This window comes from Acinetobacter lwoffii (assembly GCF_022967985.1).
Lineage (GTDB): Bacteria > Pseudomonadota > Gammaproteobacteria > Pseudomonadales > Moraxellaceae > Acinetobacter.
In genome coordinates this window covers 40,068-55,511 of sequence record NZ_JALJVC010000017.1, presented here as the reverse complement: position 1 = coordinate 55,511, position 15,444 = coordinate 40,068, and the positions used below count along the sequence as shown (strand labels likewise).

General features: G+C 42.7%; 14 protein-coding genes. 9 read left to right on the top strand and 5 right to left on the bottom strand.

Going from position 1 to position 15,444, the window contains the following annotated elements:
* Window positions 1–2 precede the first annotated feature (2 nt).
* The 3 genes from MWG72_RS11090 (at window position 3) to MWG72_RS11080 (ending at window position 3,241) form a co-directional block, all read left to right on the top strand.
* Window positions 3–2,249, top strand: coding sequence for a bifunctional prephenate dehydrogenase/3-phosphoshikimate 1-carboxyvinyltransferase (locus MWG72_RS11090; protein WP_247144059.1), 2,247 nt, complete (start codon window positions 3–5; stop codon window positions 2,247–2,249).
* A gap of 99 nt (window positions 2,250–2,348) precedes the next feature.
* Window positions 2,349–2,711 (top strand): hypothetical protein, encoded by a 363-nt coding sequence (locus MWG72_RS11085; RefSeq protein ID WP_071851704.1) that lies wholly within the window; start codon window positions 2,349–2,351, stop codon window positions 2,709–2,711.
* On the top strand, window positions 2,699–3,241 hold the full coding sequence (locus tag MWG72_RS11080; RefSeq protein WP_247144058.1) for a GNAT family N-acetyltransferase: 543 nt from the start codon (window positions 2,699–2,701) through the stop codon (window positions 3,239–3,241). The genes MWG72_RS11085 and MWG72_RS11080 overlap by 13 nt, the downstream gene beginning before the upstream one ends.
* A 33-nt stretch (window positions 3,242–3,274) precedes the next feature.
* Here MWG72_RS11080 and MWG72_RS11075 read toward each other — a convergent pair whose 3' ends face one another.
* Entirely contained in the window at window positions 3,275–3,907 is a 633-nt protein-coding gene (locus MWG72_RS11075; protein WP_004645565.1) for an alpha/beta hydrolase, read from the bottom strand.
* 123 nt (window positions 3,908–4,030) lie between these two features.
* Here MWG72_RS11075 and yaaA point away from each other — a divergent pair, with 123 nt between their 5' ends.
* From yaaA to MWG72_RS11055, 4 genes are all read left to right on the top strand, one after another.
* On the top strand, window positions 4,031–4,813 hold the full coding sequence (yaaA, locus tag MWG72_RS11070) for a peroxide stress protein YaaA (RefSeq protein WP_247144057.1): 783 nt from the start codon (window positions 4,031–4,033) through the stop codon (window positions 4,811–4,813).
* 1,178 nt (window positions 4,814–5,991) lie between these two features.
* Window positions 5,992–7,314, top strand: coding sequence for an NCS2 family permease (locus tag MWG72_RS11065; protein WP_004645563.1), 1,323 nt, complete (start codon window positions 5,992–5,994; stop codon window positions 7,312–7,314).
* A 76-nt stretch (window positions 7,315–7,390) separates the two neighbouring features.
* Complete coding sequence (locus MWG72_RS11060; RefSeq protein ID WP_004731590.1) at window positions 7,391–8,392, top strand: adenosine deaminase; 1,002 nt, start codon at window positions 7,391–7,393, stop codon at window positions 8,390–8,392.
* Between the two features lie 45 nt (window positions 8,393–8,437).
* Window positions 8,438–8,791, top strand: a complete 354-nt coding sequence (locus tag MWG72_RS11055; RefSeq protein WP_004645560.1) for a hypothetical protein — start codon at window positions 8,438–8,440, stop codon at window positions 8,789–8,791.
* A 43-nt stretch (window positions 8,792–8,834) separates the two neighbouring features.
* Here MWG72_RS11055 and MWG72_RS11050 read toward each other — a convergent pair whose 3' ends face one another.
* Window positions 8,835–9,398: a cytochrome b gene (locus MWG72_RS11050; RefSeq protein WP_247144056.1), complete on the bottom strand. Its 564-nt coding sequence runs from the start codon at window positions 9,396–9,398 to the stop codon at window positions 8,835–8,837.
* Window positions 9,399–9,615: 217 nt separating this feature from the next.
* Between MWG72_RS11050 and MWG72_RS11045 the strand changes: the two genes are divergently transcribed.
* Both MWG72_RS11045 and rnhB read left to right on the top strand, forming a co-directional pair.
* Entirely contained in the window at window positions 9,616–9,987 is a 372-nt protein-coding gene (locus MWG72_RS11045) for a hypothetical protein (protein WP_004278974.1), read from the top strand.
* Window positions 9,988–10,046: 59 nt separating this feature from the next.
* Window positions 10,047–10,634, top strand: a complete 588-nt coding sequence (rnhB, locus tag MWG72_RS11040) for a ribonuclease HII (RefSeq protein ID WP_004278973.1) — start codon at window positions 10,047–10,049, stop codon at window positions 10,632–10,634.
* A 95-nt stretch (window positions 10,635–10,729) separates the two neighbouring features.
* On the opposite strand, the gene csrA is transcribed toward rnhB, so the two are convergent.
* From csrA to alaS, 3 genes are all read right to left on the bottom strand, one after another.
* Window positions 10,730–10,984, bottom strand: coding sequence for a carbon storage regulator CsrA (gene csrA / locus MWG72_RS11035; protein WP_004278972.1), 255 nt, complete (start codon window positions 10,982–10,984; stop codon window positions 10,730–10,732).
* 250 nt (window positions 10,985–11,234) lie between these two features.
* The gene (locus MWG72_RS11030; protein WP_004278971.1) at window positions 11,235–12,515 is read right to left on the bottom strand and encodes an aspartate kinase; all 1,281 of its coding nucleotides are present in this window, start codon (window positions 12,513–12,515) and stop codon (window positions 11,235–11,237) included.
* A 64-nt stretch (window positions 12,516–12,579) separates the two neighbouring features.
* A complete protein-coding gene (gene alaS / locus MWG72_RS11025) occupies window positions 12,580–15,273 on the bottom strand; it encodes an alanine--tRNA ligase (RefSeq protein ID WP_247144055.1) in 2,694 nt (897 codons plus the stop codon).
* Window positions 15,274–15,444: the final 171 nt, after the last annotated feature.

The following is a 15,444-nucleotide window of genomic DNA, read 5'->3' as shown; positions in this document are numbered from 1 at the left end:
CCATGTCGCAGCCACTGTTTGAAAAAGTTGCATTTATCGGGCTTGGACTGATTGGTTCAAGTCTGGCGCGTGTCATTCGAGCCGAGCATTTGGCCAATGACATCGTTGCATCGACACGTTCACAAAAGACTTTGGAAGATGCTAAATCTCTTGGCCTGATTTCCGAAGGCTATGCCGATCCTGTAGAGGCGGTCAAAGGTGCTGATCTGGTAGTGCTTGCATTGCCGGTACGTGCCACGCAAAAGGTGTTGGAAGCCATTCAGCCTTATTTATCTCCCAATACCATTATTACTGATGTTGGTAGTACCAAAGGTAATGTGGTCGATGCAGCGAAAGCGGTTTTTGGCGATGAACTGCCTGAAGGTTTTGTACCGGGCCATCCGATTGCAGGTGCCGAGCATACTGGGGTACATGCAGGTAAAGTTGATTTATTTGCCAATCACAAAGTGATTTTGACGCCACTGCCAAGCAGTGCAAACTGGGCCGTCGATAAACTGATTCAGCTGTGGCAAGCGGCGAAAGCCGAAGTGATTTGCATGGATGTCGACAAGCACGATGAAGTGCTGGCGCATACCAGTCATCTTCCGCATCTTATGGCATTCAACTTGGTTGAACAATTGGCCAAGCGTGAAGACAATTTAGATATATTTCGTTATGCTGCGGGTGGTTTTCGGGATTTCTCGCGAATTGCCGCCAGCGATCCACAAATGTGGCATGACATCTTTTTTGCTAATAAAAAAGCAGTTCTGAATGCTGTTGATGGCTTTGAACAGCAGCTCGCGATTATCCGCAAATTGATTGAAGATGAAGATTCCCAAGCATTGATGGGCTTATTGGGTCATGCGCAGGCAGCTCGCCAGCATTTCAACCATATGCTCGCCAAGAAACCTTTCATGGAGAAAAATAAAGTGACACAACAATTTACCATTCAGCCGGGTGCCAAGAAATTTCAGGGTAAATTTACCGTGCCAGGTGACAAATCTGTGTCACATCGCTCGATCATGTTTGGTGCGATTGCAGAAGGTACCACACATGTGACCGGCTTTTTGGAAGGTGAGGATGCTCTAGCGACACTGCAAGCTTTCCGTGATATGGGTGTGAGCATTGAAGGCCCTAAAAATGGTGAAGTGACCATTCATGGTGTTGGCATGCATGGCCTTAAAGCGCCACAGTCTGCCATTTATATGGGCAACTCGGGCACTTCAATGCGTTTGTTGTCGGGTATGCTGGCTGCACAAAAATTTGATTCAGTCATGACTGGTGACGCATCTTTATCCAAGCGTCCAATGGAGCGTATTGCCAAGCCTTTACGTGAAATGGGTGCGCAAATTCAGACCACAGGTGAACGCGGTACACCACCTGTATCCATCACCGGCAATCAAAACCTTAAAGGGATTCAGTACGATTTGCCAATGGCCTCTGCTCAGGTGAAATCAGGGATTCTACTTGCAGGTCTATGGGCGGAAGGTGAAACTTCGGTGACTGAACCAGAACCAACACGCGACCATACTGAACGTATGCTGCGTGCATTTGGTTATGAAGTGAAAACAGAAGGCAACCGAATTTCCCTGCAAGGTGGCGGCAAGTTAGTGGGTACCAACATTCAAGTGCCTTCAGATATTTCTTCAGCAGCCTTCTTTATGGTGGGTGCGGCCATTACTGAAAATTCGGACGTCACCCTTGAAGCGGTAGGCATTAACCCGACCCGTACTGGTGTGATCGAAATCCTCAAGCAAATGGGTGCGGACATTACAGTTGAAAACGAGCGTATTGCAGGCGGTGAACCGATTGCTGATATCCGTATTCGTGGTACACGTACATTAAAAGGGATTCATATGCCGGAAGATCAGGTGCCATTAGCAATTGATGAATTCCCGGCGCTATTCATTGCCGCTGCATGTGCTGAAGGTCAGACAATTTTGACCGGTGCTGCCGAGCTTCGCGTGAAAGAATCGGATCGTATTCAGGTCATGGCAGATGGTCTTCAAACCATGGGCATCGACTGTACCCCAACTGAAGATGGCATCATCATTGAAGGTAAGGGTAAGTCCGGTGACTGGTTGCCAATCTTTACGGGTGGTGAAATTGAATCGCATCACGATCACCGTATCGCGATGAGTTTTTCGATTGCCGGTTTGCGTAATTCGGAGCAGATCAAGATTGTCGGAACCGAAACGGTCGCAACCAGTTTCCCGACCTTCACAGAATTGACCTCAATCGCAGGACTGCCAATTCAAGTATCAGAATAATTTTTAAAATTATGTGAAACAGCCAAGCTTTTGCTTGGCTGTTTTGTTTATATTGCTTATGCTAAACCCATATAAGAAAAAAGCCATTTGGAAGTAGCGATGCGAAAATTAAAATTCATGGCCAATACCCAGAGCCAAACACCACGGGATGGTCAAGAAACCCAGGAATATGTAGCACATTTACTTGCCGAAAAATTAGGTAAATACGGTTTTCAGACCTTAAGCCAAAGTGGTGCTCAGGTTGCCGTCAGCGTAGAAGAACATGCGCTGCCTTTATCAGTGAGTTGCGAAACCAGAGATGAACAAGGGCATCTGGTCTGTGAGATTGCCTCATATCCTGAAGAAGAACAGGACTGGCTGGATCGTATCACTGAAAGAAGTTTGCTTAATCAGCTTGCACAAGCAGTGGAAACCTCTCTAAAAGAGCAGGAAAGCTTTAGCGAGTTTGAATGGAAGAGCTAATTCAACAGAATCAATCAGCTTTGCCTACACTGCAAAGTCAACGCTTGATCCTGAATTGTTTTAAATCAGCCGATGCCGAAGAAGCTTATGTTTCAATTACGCCGAGTTTGACACGTTTTATGGCGTGGGATGCACCAGAATCTGAAAAGGAATTTGCAACAGTCTGGAAAAATTGGCTGGAAAATATGACCGATCATAAAGAATATGTATTTGTTATCCGTCATATTGAAACACAAGAATTTATTGGACTATGTGGTTTGCATCGACTTCATGATGAAATACCTGAAGTTGGTATCTGGATTCGTGAAACTGCACATGGTCATCATTATGGACATGAGGCAGTGCATTGTGTTGTGGCCTATGCTTTCAATACACTAGGGATTCAAGTCTTAAGCTACCCGGTAGCAGAAGAAAACTGGGCTAGCCGTAAAATTGCAGAACGCTTGGTCGGAAAAATTATCCGTTACATCGATAAGCCTAAATATCGGGCTGTGATGTATGAAATTTTTGCAGAAGATTTTGTCTTTTAATAAAAAAACCCATCATCTGATGGGTTTTTTTATTTAGCCAAGCGCTAAGTACCGGGTCATTGCGATCCGCAATTGCTTTAAATAGCCGGTAAAGAAGTGGTTGGCACCAGGTAATACGGTCACTAAATGGCGTTGTGGCTTTGCCCATTCAATCATATCTGAGAGCAAAGTCACCTCATCGGCTTCACCATGAATGAACAGAATGTCGCCTTTAATGGCGGGCGTCACATAATGACGAATACCAGCTACTGTTGCAGTCGGCAGACCACATAAAATGGTTTGCTTTGGTTGCAGTTCTACCGGTAAGGCTGCATAGCTTTTTGCCATGACATGCGCACCAAAACTAAAACCGCCTGCATAAAAAGGCAGGGCAATATGCTGGTTGCGAGCGAACCGAATGACTTCTAATACATCATCCGTCTCACCGAAGCCCTCGTCGTGTATACCTTCACTTTGACCAGAACCACGGAAACTTGGACGATACACAATACAGCCACGTTCCAGATACATTTGTGCCAGTAAAACCGGAACCTTATGTTGTGGTGTACCGCCTTGCAATGGATGGGGGTGACAAACTACCGCGAATCCTTTCACTTCACCCTGAGGATAATCCACAAAAACTTCAATCTGACCCGCAGGCCCTTGAAGAAAAATTTGCTCGGGCATATAAAAACCGATGATTAACAGGAGAATCGTGCATTTTAACGATTATGGTGAATAAAAACATGAATTGGAATTAAAATAAGCAGACTGATATAGTTTGATTAATCATTTTTTGACCAGGTTGCCATGCTCGCTTTAATTTCTCCAGCCAAAACTCTCGATTACGATACTCCATTACCGACTGACCAATTTACTCAAGCGAGATTATTAGAACATTCACAGGACTTGATCAACGTTTGTCGCACACTTTCTGCAACAGAAATTTCCAGCTTAATGAGTGTTAGTGAAAAAATTGCCACTTTAAATACCGCACGTTTTAATGACTGGCAACCGGATTTTAATTTAGCCAATGCCCGTCAGGCGATTTTTGCATTTAAAGGCGATGTCTATACAGGTCTGGATGCCTATAGTTTAAAACATGAAGATCTGCACTATGCACAAGACCGTTTACGCATGTTGTCTGGATTATATGGACTCTTACGTCCCTTGGATTTGATGATGCCGTACCGTCTGGAAATGGGAACCAAATTGGCCAATTCCCGCGGGCATAACCTATATGACTTCTGGGCACATCACATTACTGATCTGATTAATCAGGATCTAGCAGCAGCAAATTCTGAAATCCTGGTGAATATCGCCTCTGATGAATATTACAAATCAGTCAACGAGTGCAAAATTCAGGCAGACATTATCAAGCCGGTATTTCTGGATCAGAAAAATGGCAAATATAAAGTGATTAGTTTCTATGCCAAAAAAGCACGCGGTCTCATGGCGCGTTTTATGATTGAAAATAAAATTGATTGTGTCGAAGAGTTGAAAGCTTTTAATAGCGATGGCTATTATTTCGATGCAGACAGTTCACTTAAGGGAGAACTGGTGTTCAAACGTGATGAACAACTGAGTGCATAAATGAGATGATTCCCAGTATTCAGCATGAGGATATATATGCCGGATATTGGGATGTCTTTATTATGGTTAGGTTCTTAAATAGTGTTCAACGATTTGACTTTATGATGAGTGAAGTGTGGATGAACTGCATAATGAAAACTTCAAGATAGTTAAAAATAAAAAATATCGTTAAACACTTTGAAATCCCTCGCAAAATCTCCCTTATTTAGATCATTTTATTTTAAAAATTAAAGTTGAGCATTCTTGGAAAAAGCCGATAAAATAAACCGAAATAAGTTCTATTGAATAGGTTAGATTTCATTTATTACATATTTTAATTTTGAATAAACTTCTTTTAGGTGGTTTAAAAAATATATTAAATTCAATTATTTAGTTTTTTTAAAAGGATTTTTAATAGGATCGATTTTTTGAAAAAAGAATTATAAATTAATTAAGTATTAATAAATAAAACGACATAAAATTAATATTTAGAGGATAAATAAATGCCTTCTATCGGGTTAAATGTAAACTATGTCACAAGTTTGTTAGGTTTTTTGTTAGCATAATTGCATAGTGTTACAAAGCAGCATAATAAAAATGAAAATATATGCTATCCCTGTTTTTGCCTTAATGATCAGTTTATTAGGATTTTGTGTCCATAAACAGTCCGAAATCAGAAAATATGAAAAGATCCGTCATGTCTTGAACGATGGACGTGATTCAAGCAAATTGCTGGAATCCAATCGGCATCGACATTAAGCAGCTTGTACTACCTTCCTCCCGCCAATTGGGCTAGATTAATAAAATTAAACTAATAATAAATATAATAAATTTTTTTCAATATTCATCTGGAATATATTAATTTCTAATAAAGTGTAAAATCAAATAAGCAATAATAAATCAATGTGTTATAATTTGCCAACGATCAGGATGAAGCAGAATCCATCTTGTTAAGCATTTGATTTAAATCGTAAAATAAAGCTGCATAAAGGTTATGCAGCTTTTTTGTTTAGATTTTTTTTGGGTTTTTATAGCATAGCCCTGGGGCTGTAAGCTGTTCCAACATTTTAACCCGTCAAATGGCTATGCTGGCATATTCGTTGCTAACACATCCTTAAAATTGATGAATTTTTTTTATAAAATTTCATTTATTTGACGGCTTGCTTAAAGCATTAAGTTTACTCAATAGGGGCTAGGTCATGACGACTCCTAATCCATCTTCAGAAAGTATGCTTGAACGTCTGTTTAAACTGAGTGAAAACAAAACCAGTTTCCGTACAGAAGTTCTTGCCGGTGTAACTACATTCTTAACGATGTGTTACATCATTATTGTCAATCCGATGATTTTGTCCGAAACGGGGATGGATCATGGGGCTGTCTTTGTAGCAACCTGTCTTGCAGCCGCGATTGGCTGTTTAGTCATGGGCTTGATTGCAAATTATCCAATTGCACTTGCACCAGGCATGGGCTTAAATGCCTTCTTTACCTATTCCGTCTGTTTGGGAATGGGTGTGCCTTGGCAAACAGCACTCGGGGCTGTGTTTATCTCCGGTCTTGTGTTTATTGCGATCAGCATGTTCAAAATCCGTGAAGCCATTGTCAATGCGATTCCAATGTCGCTGAAACTGGCCATCGGTGGTGGTATTGGCTTATTCCTTGCGCTGATTGCTTTGAAAAATGCCGGCCTGATTGTGGATAATCCTGCTACGTTGGTAGGTTTGGGCGATTTAAAACAACCATCGGTTTTGCTTGCATTATTTGGTTTCCTTCTGGTTGTTGTGATGCATCACTTTAAAGTGCGTGGTGCGATCATCATCAGTATTTTGGTGTTAACCGGTATTTCAGCAGCATTGGGTCTGAGTGAATTTAAAGGTGTGGTTGGCGCAGTGCCATCGATTGCACCCACATTTATGCAAATGAGCTTTGAAGGTCTGTTCACTGCCAGTTTAATTGGCGTGATTTTTGTCTTCTTCCTGGTCGATTTATTCGACTCAACCGGTACGCTTGTAGGTGTTTCACACCGTGCAGGCTTGTTGAAAGATGGCAAACTGCCGCGTTTGAAAAAAGCACTTTTTGCGGACTCTTCTGCAATTGTTGCAGGTGCAGCGCTGGGTACATCTTCGACTACGCCATACATTGAATCTTCTGCGGGCGTAGCAGCCGGTGGCCGTACAGGACTAACTGCTGTTGTAGTCGGTATCCTGTTTGTTGCCTGTTTGTTCCTGGCTCCATTGGCACAGTCTGTACCAAGCTTTGCAACAGCGCCAGCGCTGTTATTTGTCGGTGTCTTAATGATTCAAGGTATCGTGCATATTGACTGGGAAGATATTACAGAAGCAGTTCCTGCATTTTTAACCATTGTATTTATGCCATTTACCTATTCAATTGCGGATGGTATTGCGATGGGCTTCATCAGCTATGCACTGATCAAATTGTTAACCGGTAAGGCATCAACAGTACCGTATATGGTCTGGATTATTGCAGTACTATGGACGCTTAAATTCGCACTATTTGGCGGCTAATTTTTCTAGATTTGGAAAGGGTGTAAACTCAGTTTGCACCCTTTTTTTATTATTTTAGGTTTCATGAGGAGAAGCGATGAACCGTCTTGAGTTGATTCGAGCTTTGCCAAAGGCCGAGCTTCATGTTCATATTGAGGGCACTTTTGAGCCTGAGCTAATGTTTGCGATCGCTCAGCGTAATAAAATTGCCATCCCGTATAAATCTGTTGAAGAAGTTAAACAGGCCTATAACTTTCATAATCTTCAGTCGTTTCTAGATATTTATTATGCTGGTGCTGCTGTGCTGATTCATGAACAGGATTTTTATGATCTGGCGTGGGCGTATTTTGAAAAATGTGCTGAAGACCGGGTCGTGCATACTGAAATGTTCTTTGATCCACAAACCCATACCGATCGTGGTGTTGCTTTTTCAACCGTGATCAACGGCTTGCAAAAAGCCTGTGATGATGCCAAAACTAAACTTGGTATCAGTTCACATCTGATTATGTGTTTCTTGCGTCATTTAAGTGAAGATGCTGCATTTGCAACACTGGAACAGGCCTTACCTTATAAAGACCAGATTATTGCGGTCGGTCTGGATTCAAGTGAAGTCGGGCATCCACCTTCAAAGTTTGAACGTGTCTTTGCTAAAGCGCGTGAAGCAGGTTTCTTGGTTGTAGCACATGCAGGTGAGGAAGGTCCGGCAGCTTATGTCTGGGAAGCTTTAGATTTGCTGAAAGTGAATCGTATTGATCATGGGGTTCGTTCGGAAGAAGATCCGGAGTTAATGCAGCGCCTGATCGCAGAAAAGATGCCACTGACAGTTTGCCCATTGTCAAACCTGAAACTCTGCGTCGTGGATGATATGCAGCAGCATAATATCCGTCGCCTCTTGCAACAAGGCGTGCACGTTACAGTCAATTCAGATGATCCATCTTATTTTGGTGGTTATATGAATGACAATTTTATTGCCATTGCTGAAGCACTGGATTTAAGCAATGAGGAACTCAAGCAGTTGGCCATTAACTCATTTGAAGCCTCTTTTATTACCGATACTGAAAAAGAGCAATGGATCAACCAGATCCGTGCCCTGGTTTAAGTTTTTAAATAAAAGGCAGGGTTCGCTCTGCCTTTGTTTTTATAGATGGATATGAAATTGAAAAATATAATTCTGCTCATCAGTAGCGTGTTGATATCTGCTTGCTCAAATGCGGATATGACTTTGACACAGCGTACTTTAAAACCCGTGATTGAATACCAATGTGCAAAAGAATTGAAAGCATCTAAATTCTGGACTGCCTCGACCTATTTTATGCAGGACAAAAATAAAGCTGAACTTGAACAGAATGTCTGTTCATGTGTAGGTGAGCATGCACTCAAGGATATTCCGGCAAGCACTTTACTGAAAGCGACTCTGGATGAAGAAGTAAAGTCAAAACTCACGCAACAGGCTATTGCAAACAGTCTGAAAGGCTGCATGACCGAGTTCTTAAAATAAAATCAGCTTTGCAATGAAAGCTGATTGAGTGTGGTTTTGCAGATTATTTTTTAGAAGATTTGGATTGTCGGGTCATGCTGTTGAGTACATGATCTTTATCGATAAAATGATGTTTCAGTGCTGCGAAAATATGTCCAACTAAAAGTAAGCCAACTGCCCAGGAAAGCCAGATATGCAGGGGTTTTACGATCGCGGTTACAGCCGGATTTTCTGCAATCAGTGCCGGCAGGTTAAATAAATATAGCACTGGTGCTGGATAGCCCAGACTCCAGCTATATAAACAGCCGGTGACAGGTAGAGCAATCAGCATAAAATACAAAGCCAGATGACCTGCATGTGCCAAAGTTTTCATCCGGGGTGACATAGTGTCCGGTAGTTCAGGGGCAGGATGGGTATAACGCCAGAAAATTCGCACAACCAACAGGAAAATAATGGTGGTGGCGATATTTTTATGCAGGGTGATGACATCGCCTTTAAAGCTGCCATTGACCTCATAACTTAAAAAATTCCCACTATAAAAACCAATCAGCCAGGCCGCAATAAAGATAACTGCCATGATCCAGTGCAACCATTGTGCCGTGCGCGTGTAATATTGTACTTTTTCCATGTGATTTTCGATTGCCCTCAAAGATGGATGCACCTTAGCAAAGGGCGAATCAGCCCAGCAATTCCAAATCTGCAACGCTATGGTGGCTTTCATGCAACATCCATTGAAATGGCTGGGTGCAGATTAAACATTCAGGATGATTTATAGATTTCTTATTCAGGTGAATTTCGGCACAATAGCGTCACGCTTCATATATGAATAAACAAGGAACAGATCTGTGAAAAAATTATTGGCTGCACTTGCTCCGCTTACTTTGGTTTTATCGGCTTGTGCAACAACAGGCAGCCCTGAAACGCAAACCACGACTCAACAGCTGGGTGGGGCTGCGCTTAAAATCGCGATCAATGCAAAATGTACGACTGAGCTGAATAATATTCCAGCATGGCAAACAGCTACACGTCTAATGACTACGACCCAAAAGCAGAATATCCAGACTGAAATTTGTGGCTGTGTCAGCGAAAAAGCACCCCAAAGCGTAACAGCGGTAGATTTGGCGACTGCAGCGATTGACCCGGCAGCACGTGCGACGATTGTCGGCAATGTGGTTGCAAAAACCATTAACGCTTGTGTAGCTGAAGCTGTAAACTAAGCCAAGATTAAATTGAAATAGGCTGACTGGTTCAGCCTATTTTTTATGGAAAAATAGACATGAAGATTGCTGGTGTAGATGAAGCAGGGCGTGGGCCATTAGTGGGTTCGGTGGTCGCTGCGGCAGTTATTTTGGATCCGAACAACCCGATTGAGGGTTTAAATGATTCTAAAAAACTCACTGAAAAGAAGCGTGAAAAACTTTTTATCGAGATTCAGGAAAAAGCGCTGGCATGGGCCATTGCTGAGGCTTCTGCGGCAGAGATTGATGAACATAATATTTTGCAAGCTTCTTTGCTGGCCATGCGCCGTGCTGTAGAAGCTTTGCCAGTTCAGCCTGAGCATGTATTGGTCGATGGCAACAAGATTCCACAGGGCCTTGCTATGAGCTGTGATGCCGTGGTGGGTGGTGATGCACTGCATGCTGAAATTTCAGCAGCCAGTATTCTGGCGAAAGTAACCCGTGATCATCAGATGATCGAGATGGACCAGAAGCATCCGCAATTTGGCTTTGCCAAGCACAAGGGTTATCCGACCAAGGCACATTTTGAAGCGATTGCCTTACATGGCGTGATTGATGAGCATCGTCGCAGTTTTGGGCCGGTAAAAAAGGTGATTGCAGCATTACAGCAGGGTGCAGAACTTTAAGTTTTATTTTAAATTATCTAAGTATTTAATATTTTTGTATAAAATTTAGACAAATTTAAAGCGGCTCAAAAGCCGCTTTATTCTTCGCACAAACATTAACGGTTAAAGTTATTTTGTGTCTGGCTATCGTCTTCATAAGAAGGTTGGTAATCTTGATCGATATGTTGAAGATGTTCATGCATTGCACGTTCATGCTGGATACGCTGGTAAATCTCTTCACGGTGCACAGAGACTTCTTTCGGAGCATTTACCCCGATACGAACCTGGTTACCTTTTACACCAAGCACAGTCACACTGACTTGATCACCAATCATTAAAGTTTCCCCGACGCGTCGAGTCAGAATCAGCATGTTTTTCTCCTTGCAAAATGCAAAACCTGCAATCTATTGAATGTAAAACAAAAAGCACAACCAAAAATTACAAAATAAGATCTGGATAGAAATTCTGTCATCTGGGTGAAAGATTTTAATCTATCTCAGCTGGTTAAAAATCCTCAGGCTTAATATAACAGAGCCACTATAAAAAAAACTATAGTGGCTCTGCATTTTTGTAGACTTTTATAAAATACTGTCAAACAATGACAATATTCTATCTTAACGCTTAAGCACGTGCGCTAGATTCGCCTTGTTCACGGTCTAAACCGAATGCGGTATGCAATGAACGAACCGCAAGTTCAAGATAATTTTCTTCAATGATCACAGAAATCTTGATTTCAGACGTCGAGATCATCAGGATGTTAATACCTTCATCTGCCAATGCTGTAAACATTTTGCTCGCTACACCGGCATGTGAACGCATACCGACACCTACGATCGATACTTTTACGATATCTGAACGGGTCGCAACTTCACGTGCACCAATTTCTTGAGCAGTTGCTTCAAGAATAGCTTTGGCTTTATTTAATTCGCCACGGTTCACAGTAAAAGTGAAATCAGTTGTACCATCTTCTTCAACGTTCTGGATAATCATATCCACTTCAACATTGGCATCACCAATCGGGCACAAAATTTTAGAAGCAATACCCGGTTCGTCAGGCACGCCTAAAATAGTTAATTTTGCTTCGTCACGGTTAAATGCGATACCGGAGATAATTGGCTGTTCCATATTGTCTTCCAATTCAGTCGTAATAAGTGTACCAACGTTTTGCTTAAACTCTTCGTCGAATGCGCCATCGTTGTCATTGTCGAAACTTGATAATACGCGTAAAGGCACCTGGTATTTACCAGCAAATTCAACTGAACGAATTTGCAGGACTTTAGAACCGAGTGACGCCATCTCAAGCATTTCTTCAAATGAAATACGATCAACTTTTTTTGCTTTTGGTGCAACACGTGGATCGGTGGTATATACACCGTCAACGTCGGTATAAATCTGGCATTCATCTGCTTTGAGTGCGGCAGCAATTGCAACACCTGAAGTATCAGAACCGCCACGCCCTAAAGTGGTGGTATTGCCATGTTCATCAAAACCCTGGAAACCGGCAACGACAAGTACGCGGCCTGCATCCAGATTTGAGTTCAGGACTTCAGTATCAATGGATTCGATACGTGCCTTATTGAATGAGCTGTCGGTTTTCATGCCAACCTGGCGACCTGTTAGTGATTTTGCTTCAACTCCAATTGAGTTCAGCGCCATTGCTAACATAGAAATCGTAACCTGTTCACCCGTAGATACCATTTGGTCTAGTTCACGTGGGTCAGGGGTTTCGGTAATGGCCTTCGCTAAAGCAAGTAGACGATTGGTTTCGCCACTCATTGCTGATACCACTACCACTACCTTGTGGCCGTGGTCATGCCAGCGCTTTACACGACGAGCAACATTTAAAATGCGCTCGGGAGTACCCATAGAGGTACCGCCATATTTTTGAACGATTAATGCCATAGTTGTTCCATATAAGCCATGACCCTGATGTACCTATCAGGGTCAGTTACACAAAATTGAAGTTTTATTTTGCTGCAAGCCAGGCAGTTAAATCTGCCATCACTGGAGCAAACTTCTCGTTAAGTGGCGCGCCACCTTGTGCCAAGTCAGGTTTACCACCACCTTTACCACCTAGCTCAGTCGCTAAATGTTTGATGATGTCACCTGCTTTAATAGAAGCAGTAAAGTCTTTTGCCACAGATGCGATCAAGCTCACCTTGTCACCCTCTACACCTGCAAGAACAATCACTGCATTTTCTAATTTTGATTTCACACCGTCGTGCAGGTTGCGAAGTGCTTTCGCATCCATGTTTTCGACAGTTGTAATCAAGGTTGCACGACCTGCAATGCTTTGAACTTGGCTTAGAAGTTCACCGGCTTGCAGGGTAGCAAGTTTTTGATTGAGTTGTTCGATCTGTTTCTGCAAGCTCGATGCAGTATCAACCAACGCTTCAACTTTTTCTAAAGTCTGGTCTTTTTGCGCTTTGAGCAAAGCGTTAATCGTATTGATATCGCGATCGGCTTTTTGCGCAACTTCAACTGCTTTAGTGCCTGTTACTGCTTCAATACGACGTACACCGGCTGCCACACCACCTTCAGAGGTGATTTTGAACAGACCGATATCACCGGTACGTTTTACGTGAATACCACCGCAAAGTTCGATTGAGAAGTTTTTCTCTTCAATCACTGAACCCATAGACAGTACACGTACTTCGTCACCGTATTTCTCGCCAAACAGCATCATCGCGCCTTTAGCTTTCGCAGACTCGATATCCAGAAGTTCAGTAGACACCGCAGTATTGGCAATCACTTCAGCATTGACCAAACGTTCAATTTCTTGCAGCTGTTCAAAGCTTACAGGTTGGTCATTGGCAAAGTCAAAACGTAACACATCAGATGCAACCAATGAACCTTTTTGCTGTACATGTGAACCTAAAATTTGACGTAACGCAGCATGTAGCAGGTGAGTCGCAGAGTGGTTGCGCGCAGTTGCTGCACGAATATCTGCTTTTACTGTTGCTTCTACATTTTGAGTAACTTTCAAGTTACCCATCGTCACGATACCTTGGTGTACAAATGCGCCACCAGATTTTTTGGTATCTTGAACTTCGAAAATACCAGTATCGTTTTTAAAGATACCTGTATCACCGATTTGACCGCCGCTTTCTGCGTAGAAAGGTGTTTGGTTGAGTACGATCAGTGCTTCATCGCCTTCAAACACTTCATCAACTTGCTCGCCATCTTTGTAGATTGCGATGATTTGACCTTCACCTGCAGTTGTGTCATAACCATCAAACTGAGTTTCGCCTTCAACTTTAACTACGCTGTTGTAGTCGATCGCGAATTTACCTGCATCACGTGCGCGTTGACGCTGTGCAGCCATTTCAGTTTCGAAACCAGCTTCATCAATGGTTAAGTCACGTTCACGTGCGATGTCAGCAGTCAAGTCAGTCGGGAAACCATAAGTGTCGTAAAGTTTAAATACCACTTCGCCCGGAATCACAGAACCTTTTAACTGTGCCAATTCACCTTCAAGCAATTTCAAACCTTGCTCAAGTGTTTTGGCAAACTGTTCTTCTTCTTTAAGAAGTTGTGCTTCGATACGTGCTTGTTGAGCAGCAAGTTCAGGGTATGCGTCGCCCATCACTTCGATCAGTGGCTTCAACATTTTGTGGAAGAACGAACCTGTTGCGCCTAATTTGTTACCATGACGTACTGCACGACGGATAATACGACGCAGTACATAACCACGACCTTCATTCGATGGGTTTACGCCATCAGCAATCAGGAATGAACATGAACGTGCATGGTCAGCAACGACTTTCAATGAAGCAGGATACTGAACTGGTGTGCCTTTCTCAGCAGCTTCAGCTTCAAGCGCTGTAGTATCCAGACCAATAATTTCAGCCGCAGCTTTAAGTAAATGCTGGAATAAGTCAATTTCGTAGTTTGAGTTGACGTGCTGTAAAACGGCAGAAATACGCTCCAAGCCCATACCTGTATCCACAGAAGGCGCTGGAAGAGGGTGTAATACACCATCCGCAGTACGGTTGAACTGCATGAAAACGTTGTTCCAGATTTCAATGAAACGGTCGCCATCTTCTTCAGGAGAACCCGGTAGGCCACCCCAGATGTGATCGCCATGGTCAAAGAAGATTTCAGAACATGGACCACAAGGACCTGTGTCACCCATTGCCCAGAAGTTATCAGATGCGTATTGACCGCCTTTGTTGTCACCAATACGAATAATGCGAGAAGCGTCTAGACCGATTTCTTTGTTCCAGATGTCGAATGCTTCGTCGTCTGTATGGTAAACGGTTGCATAGAGTTTATCTTTAGGAAGACCAAGCCATTCTTCGTTAGTCAAAAAGTCCCAGGCAAATTTGATCGCATCACGTTTGAAGTAATCACCAAAGGAAAAGTTACCCAACATTTCAAAGAAAGTGTGGTGACGTGCTGTATAACCCACATTGTCCAGGTCATTGTGCTTACCACCTGCGCGTACGCATTTTTGTGATGACACTGCACGTACATAATCGCGTTTTTCTAGACCTAAGAAGCAATCTTTAAACTGGTTCATACCAGCATTGGTGAACAGCAAAGTTGGGTCATTGGCAGGTACTAGAGAACTCGACGCGACACGTGTATGCCCTTGCGATTCAAAGTAACGCAAAAATGCTTCACGAATTTCAGCTGATGTCATAAAACGAGTACTCACAACCAAGTCACTCCATAATTTCCGATTTGGCTAAAACACCACAGTCTGACAAGCATACAAAAGCTCTGCTGCAATGCGGGGCTTAAAAATTTAAAACGCCAAATTATAACGGAAAAAGCAGTAGGCACCAATCATTTTAAAACCAATTGCTAAGGATTTATTTACTCAGGT

Excerpts from the sequence above, each read along its gene's own strand:
- rnhB (WP_004278973.1), top strand. The coding sequence starts at position 10,047 with ATGAAGATTGCTGGTGTAGATGAAGCAGGGCGTGGGCCATTAGTGGGT.
- MWG72_RS11030 (WP_004278971.1), bottom strand. The coding sequence starts at position 12,515 with ATGGCATTAATCGTTCAAAAATATGGCGGTACCTCTATGGGTACTCCC.
- MWG72_RS11080 (WP_247144058.1), top strand. The coding sequence starts at position 2,699 with ATGGAAGAGCTAATTCAACAGAATCAATCAGCTTTGCCTACACTGCAA.
- yaaA (WP_247144057.1), top strand. The coding sequence starts at position 4,031 with ATGCTCGCTTTAATTTCTCCAGCCAAAACTCTCGATTACGATACTCCA.
- MWG72_RS11085 (WP_071851704.1), top strand. The coding sequence starts at position 2,349 with ATGCGAAAATTAAAATTCATGGCCAATACCCAGAGCCAAACACCACGG.
- MWG72_RS11075 (WP_004645565.1), bottom strand. The coding sequence starts at position 3,907 with ATGCCCGAGCAAATTTTTCTTCAAGGGCCTGCGGGTCAGATTGAAGTT.
- MWG72_RS11050 (WP_247144056.1), bottom strand. The coding sequence starts at position 9,398 with ATGGAAAAAGTACAATATTACACGCGCACGGCACAATGGTTGCACTGG.
- csrA (WP_004278972.1), bottom strand. The coding sequence starts at position 10,984 with ATGCTGATTCTGACTCGACGCGTCGGGGAAACTTTAATGATTGGTGAT.
- MWG72_RS11060 (WP_004731590.1), top strand. The coding sequence starts at position 7,391 with ATGAACCGTCTTGAGTTGATTCGAGCTTTGCCAAAGGCCGAGCTTCAT.
- MWG72_RS11055 (WP_004645560.1), top strand. The coding sequence starts at position 8,438 with ATGGATATGAAATTGAAAAATATAATTCTGCTCATCAGTAGCGTGTTG.
- MWG72_RS11090 (WP_247144059.1), top strand. The coding sequence starts at position 3 with ATGTCGCAGCCACTGTTTGAAAAAGTTGCATTTATCGGGCTTGGACTG.
- MWG72_RS11065 (WP_004645563.1), top strand. The coding sequence starts at position 5,992 with ATGACGACTCCTAATCCATCTTCAGAAAGTATGCTTGAACGTCTGTTT.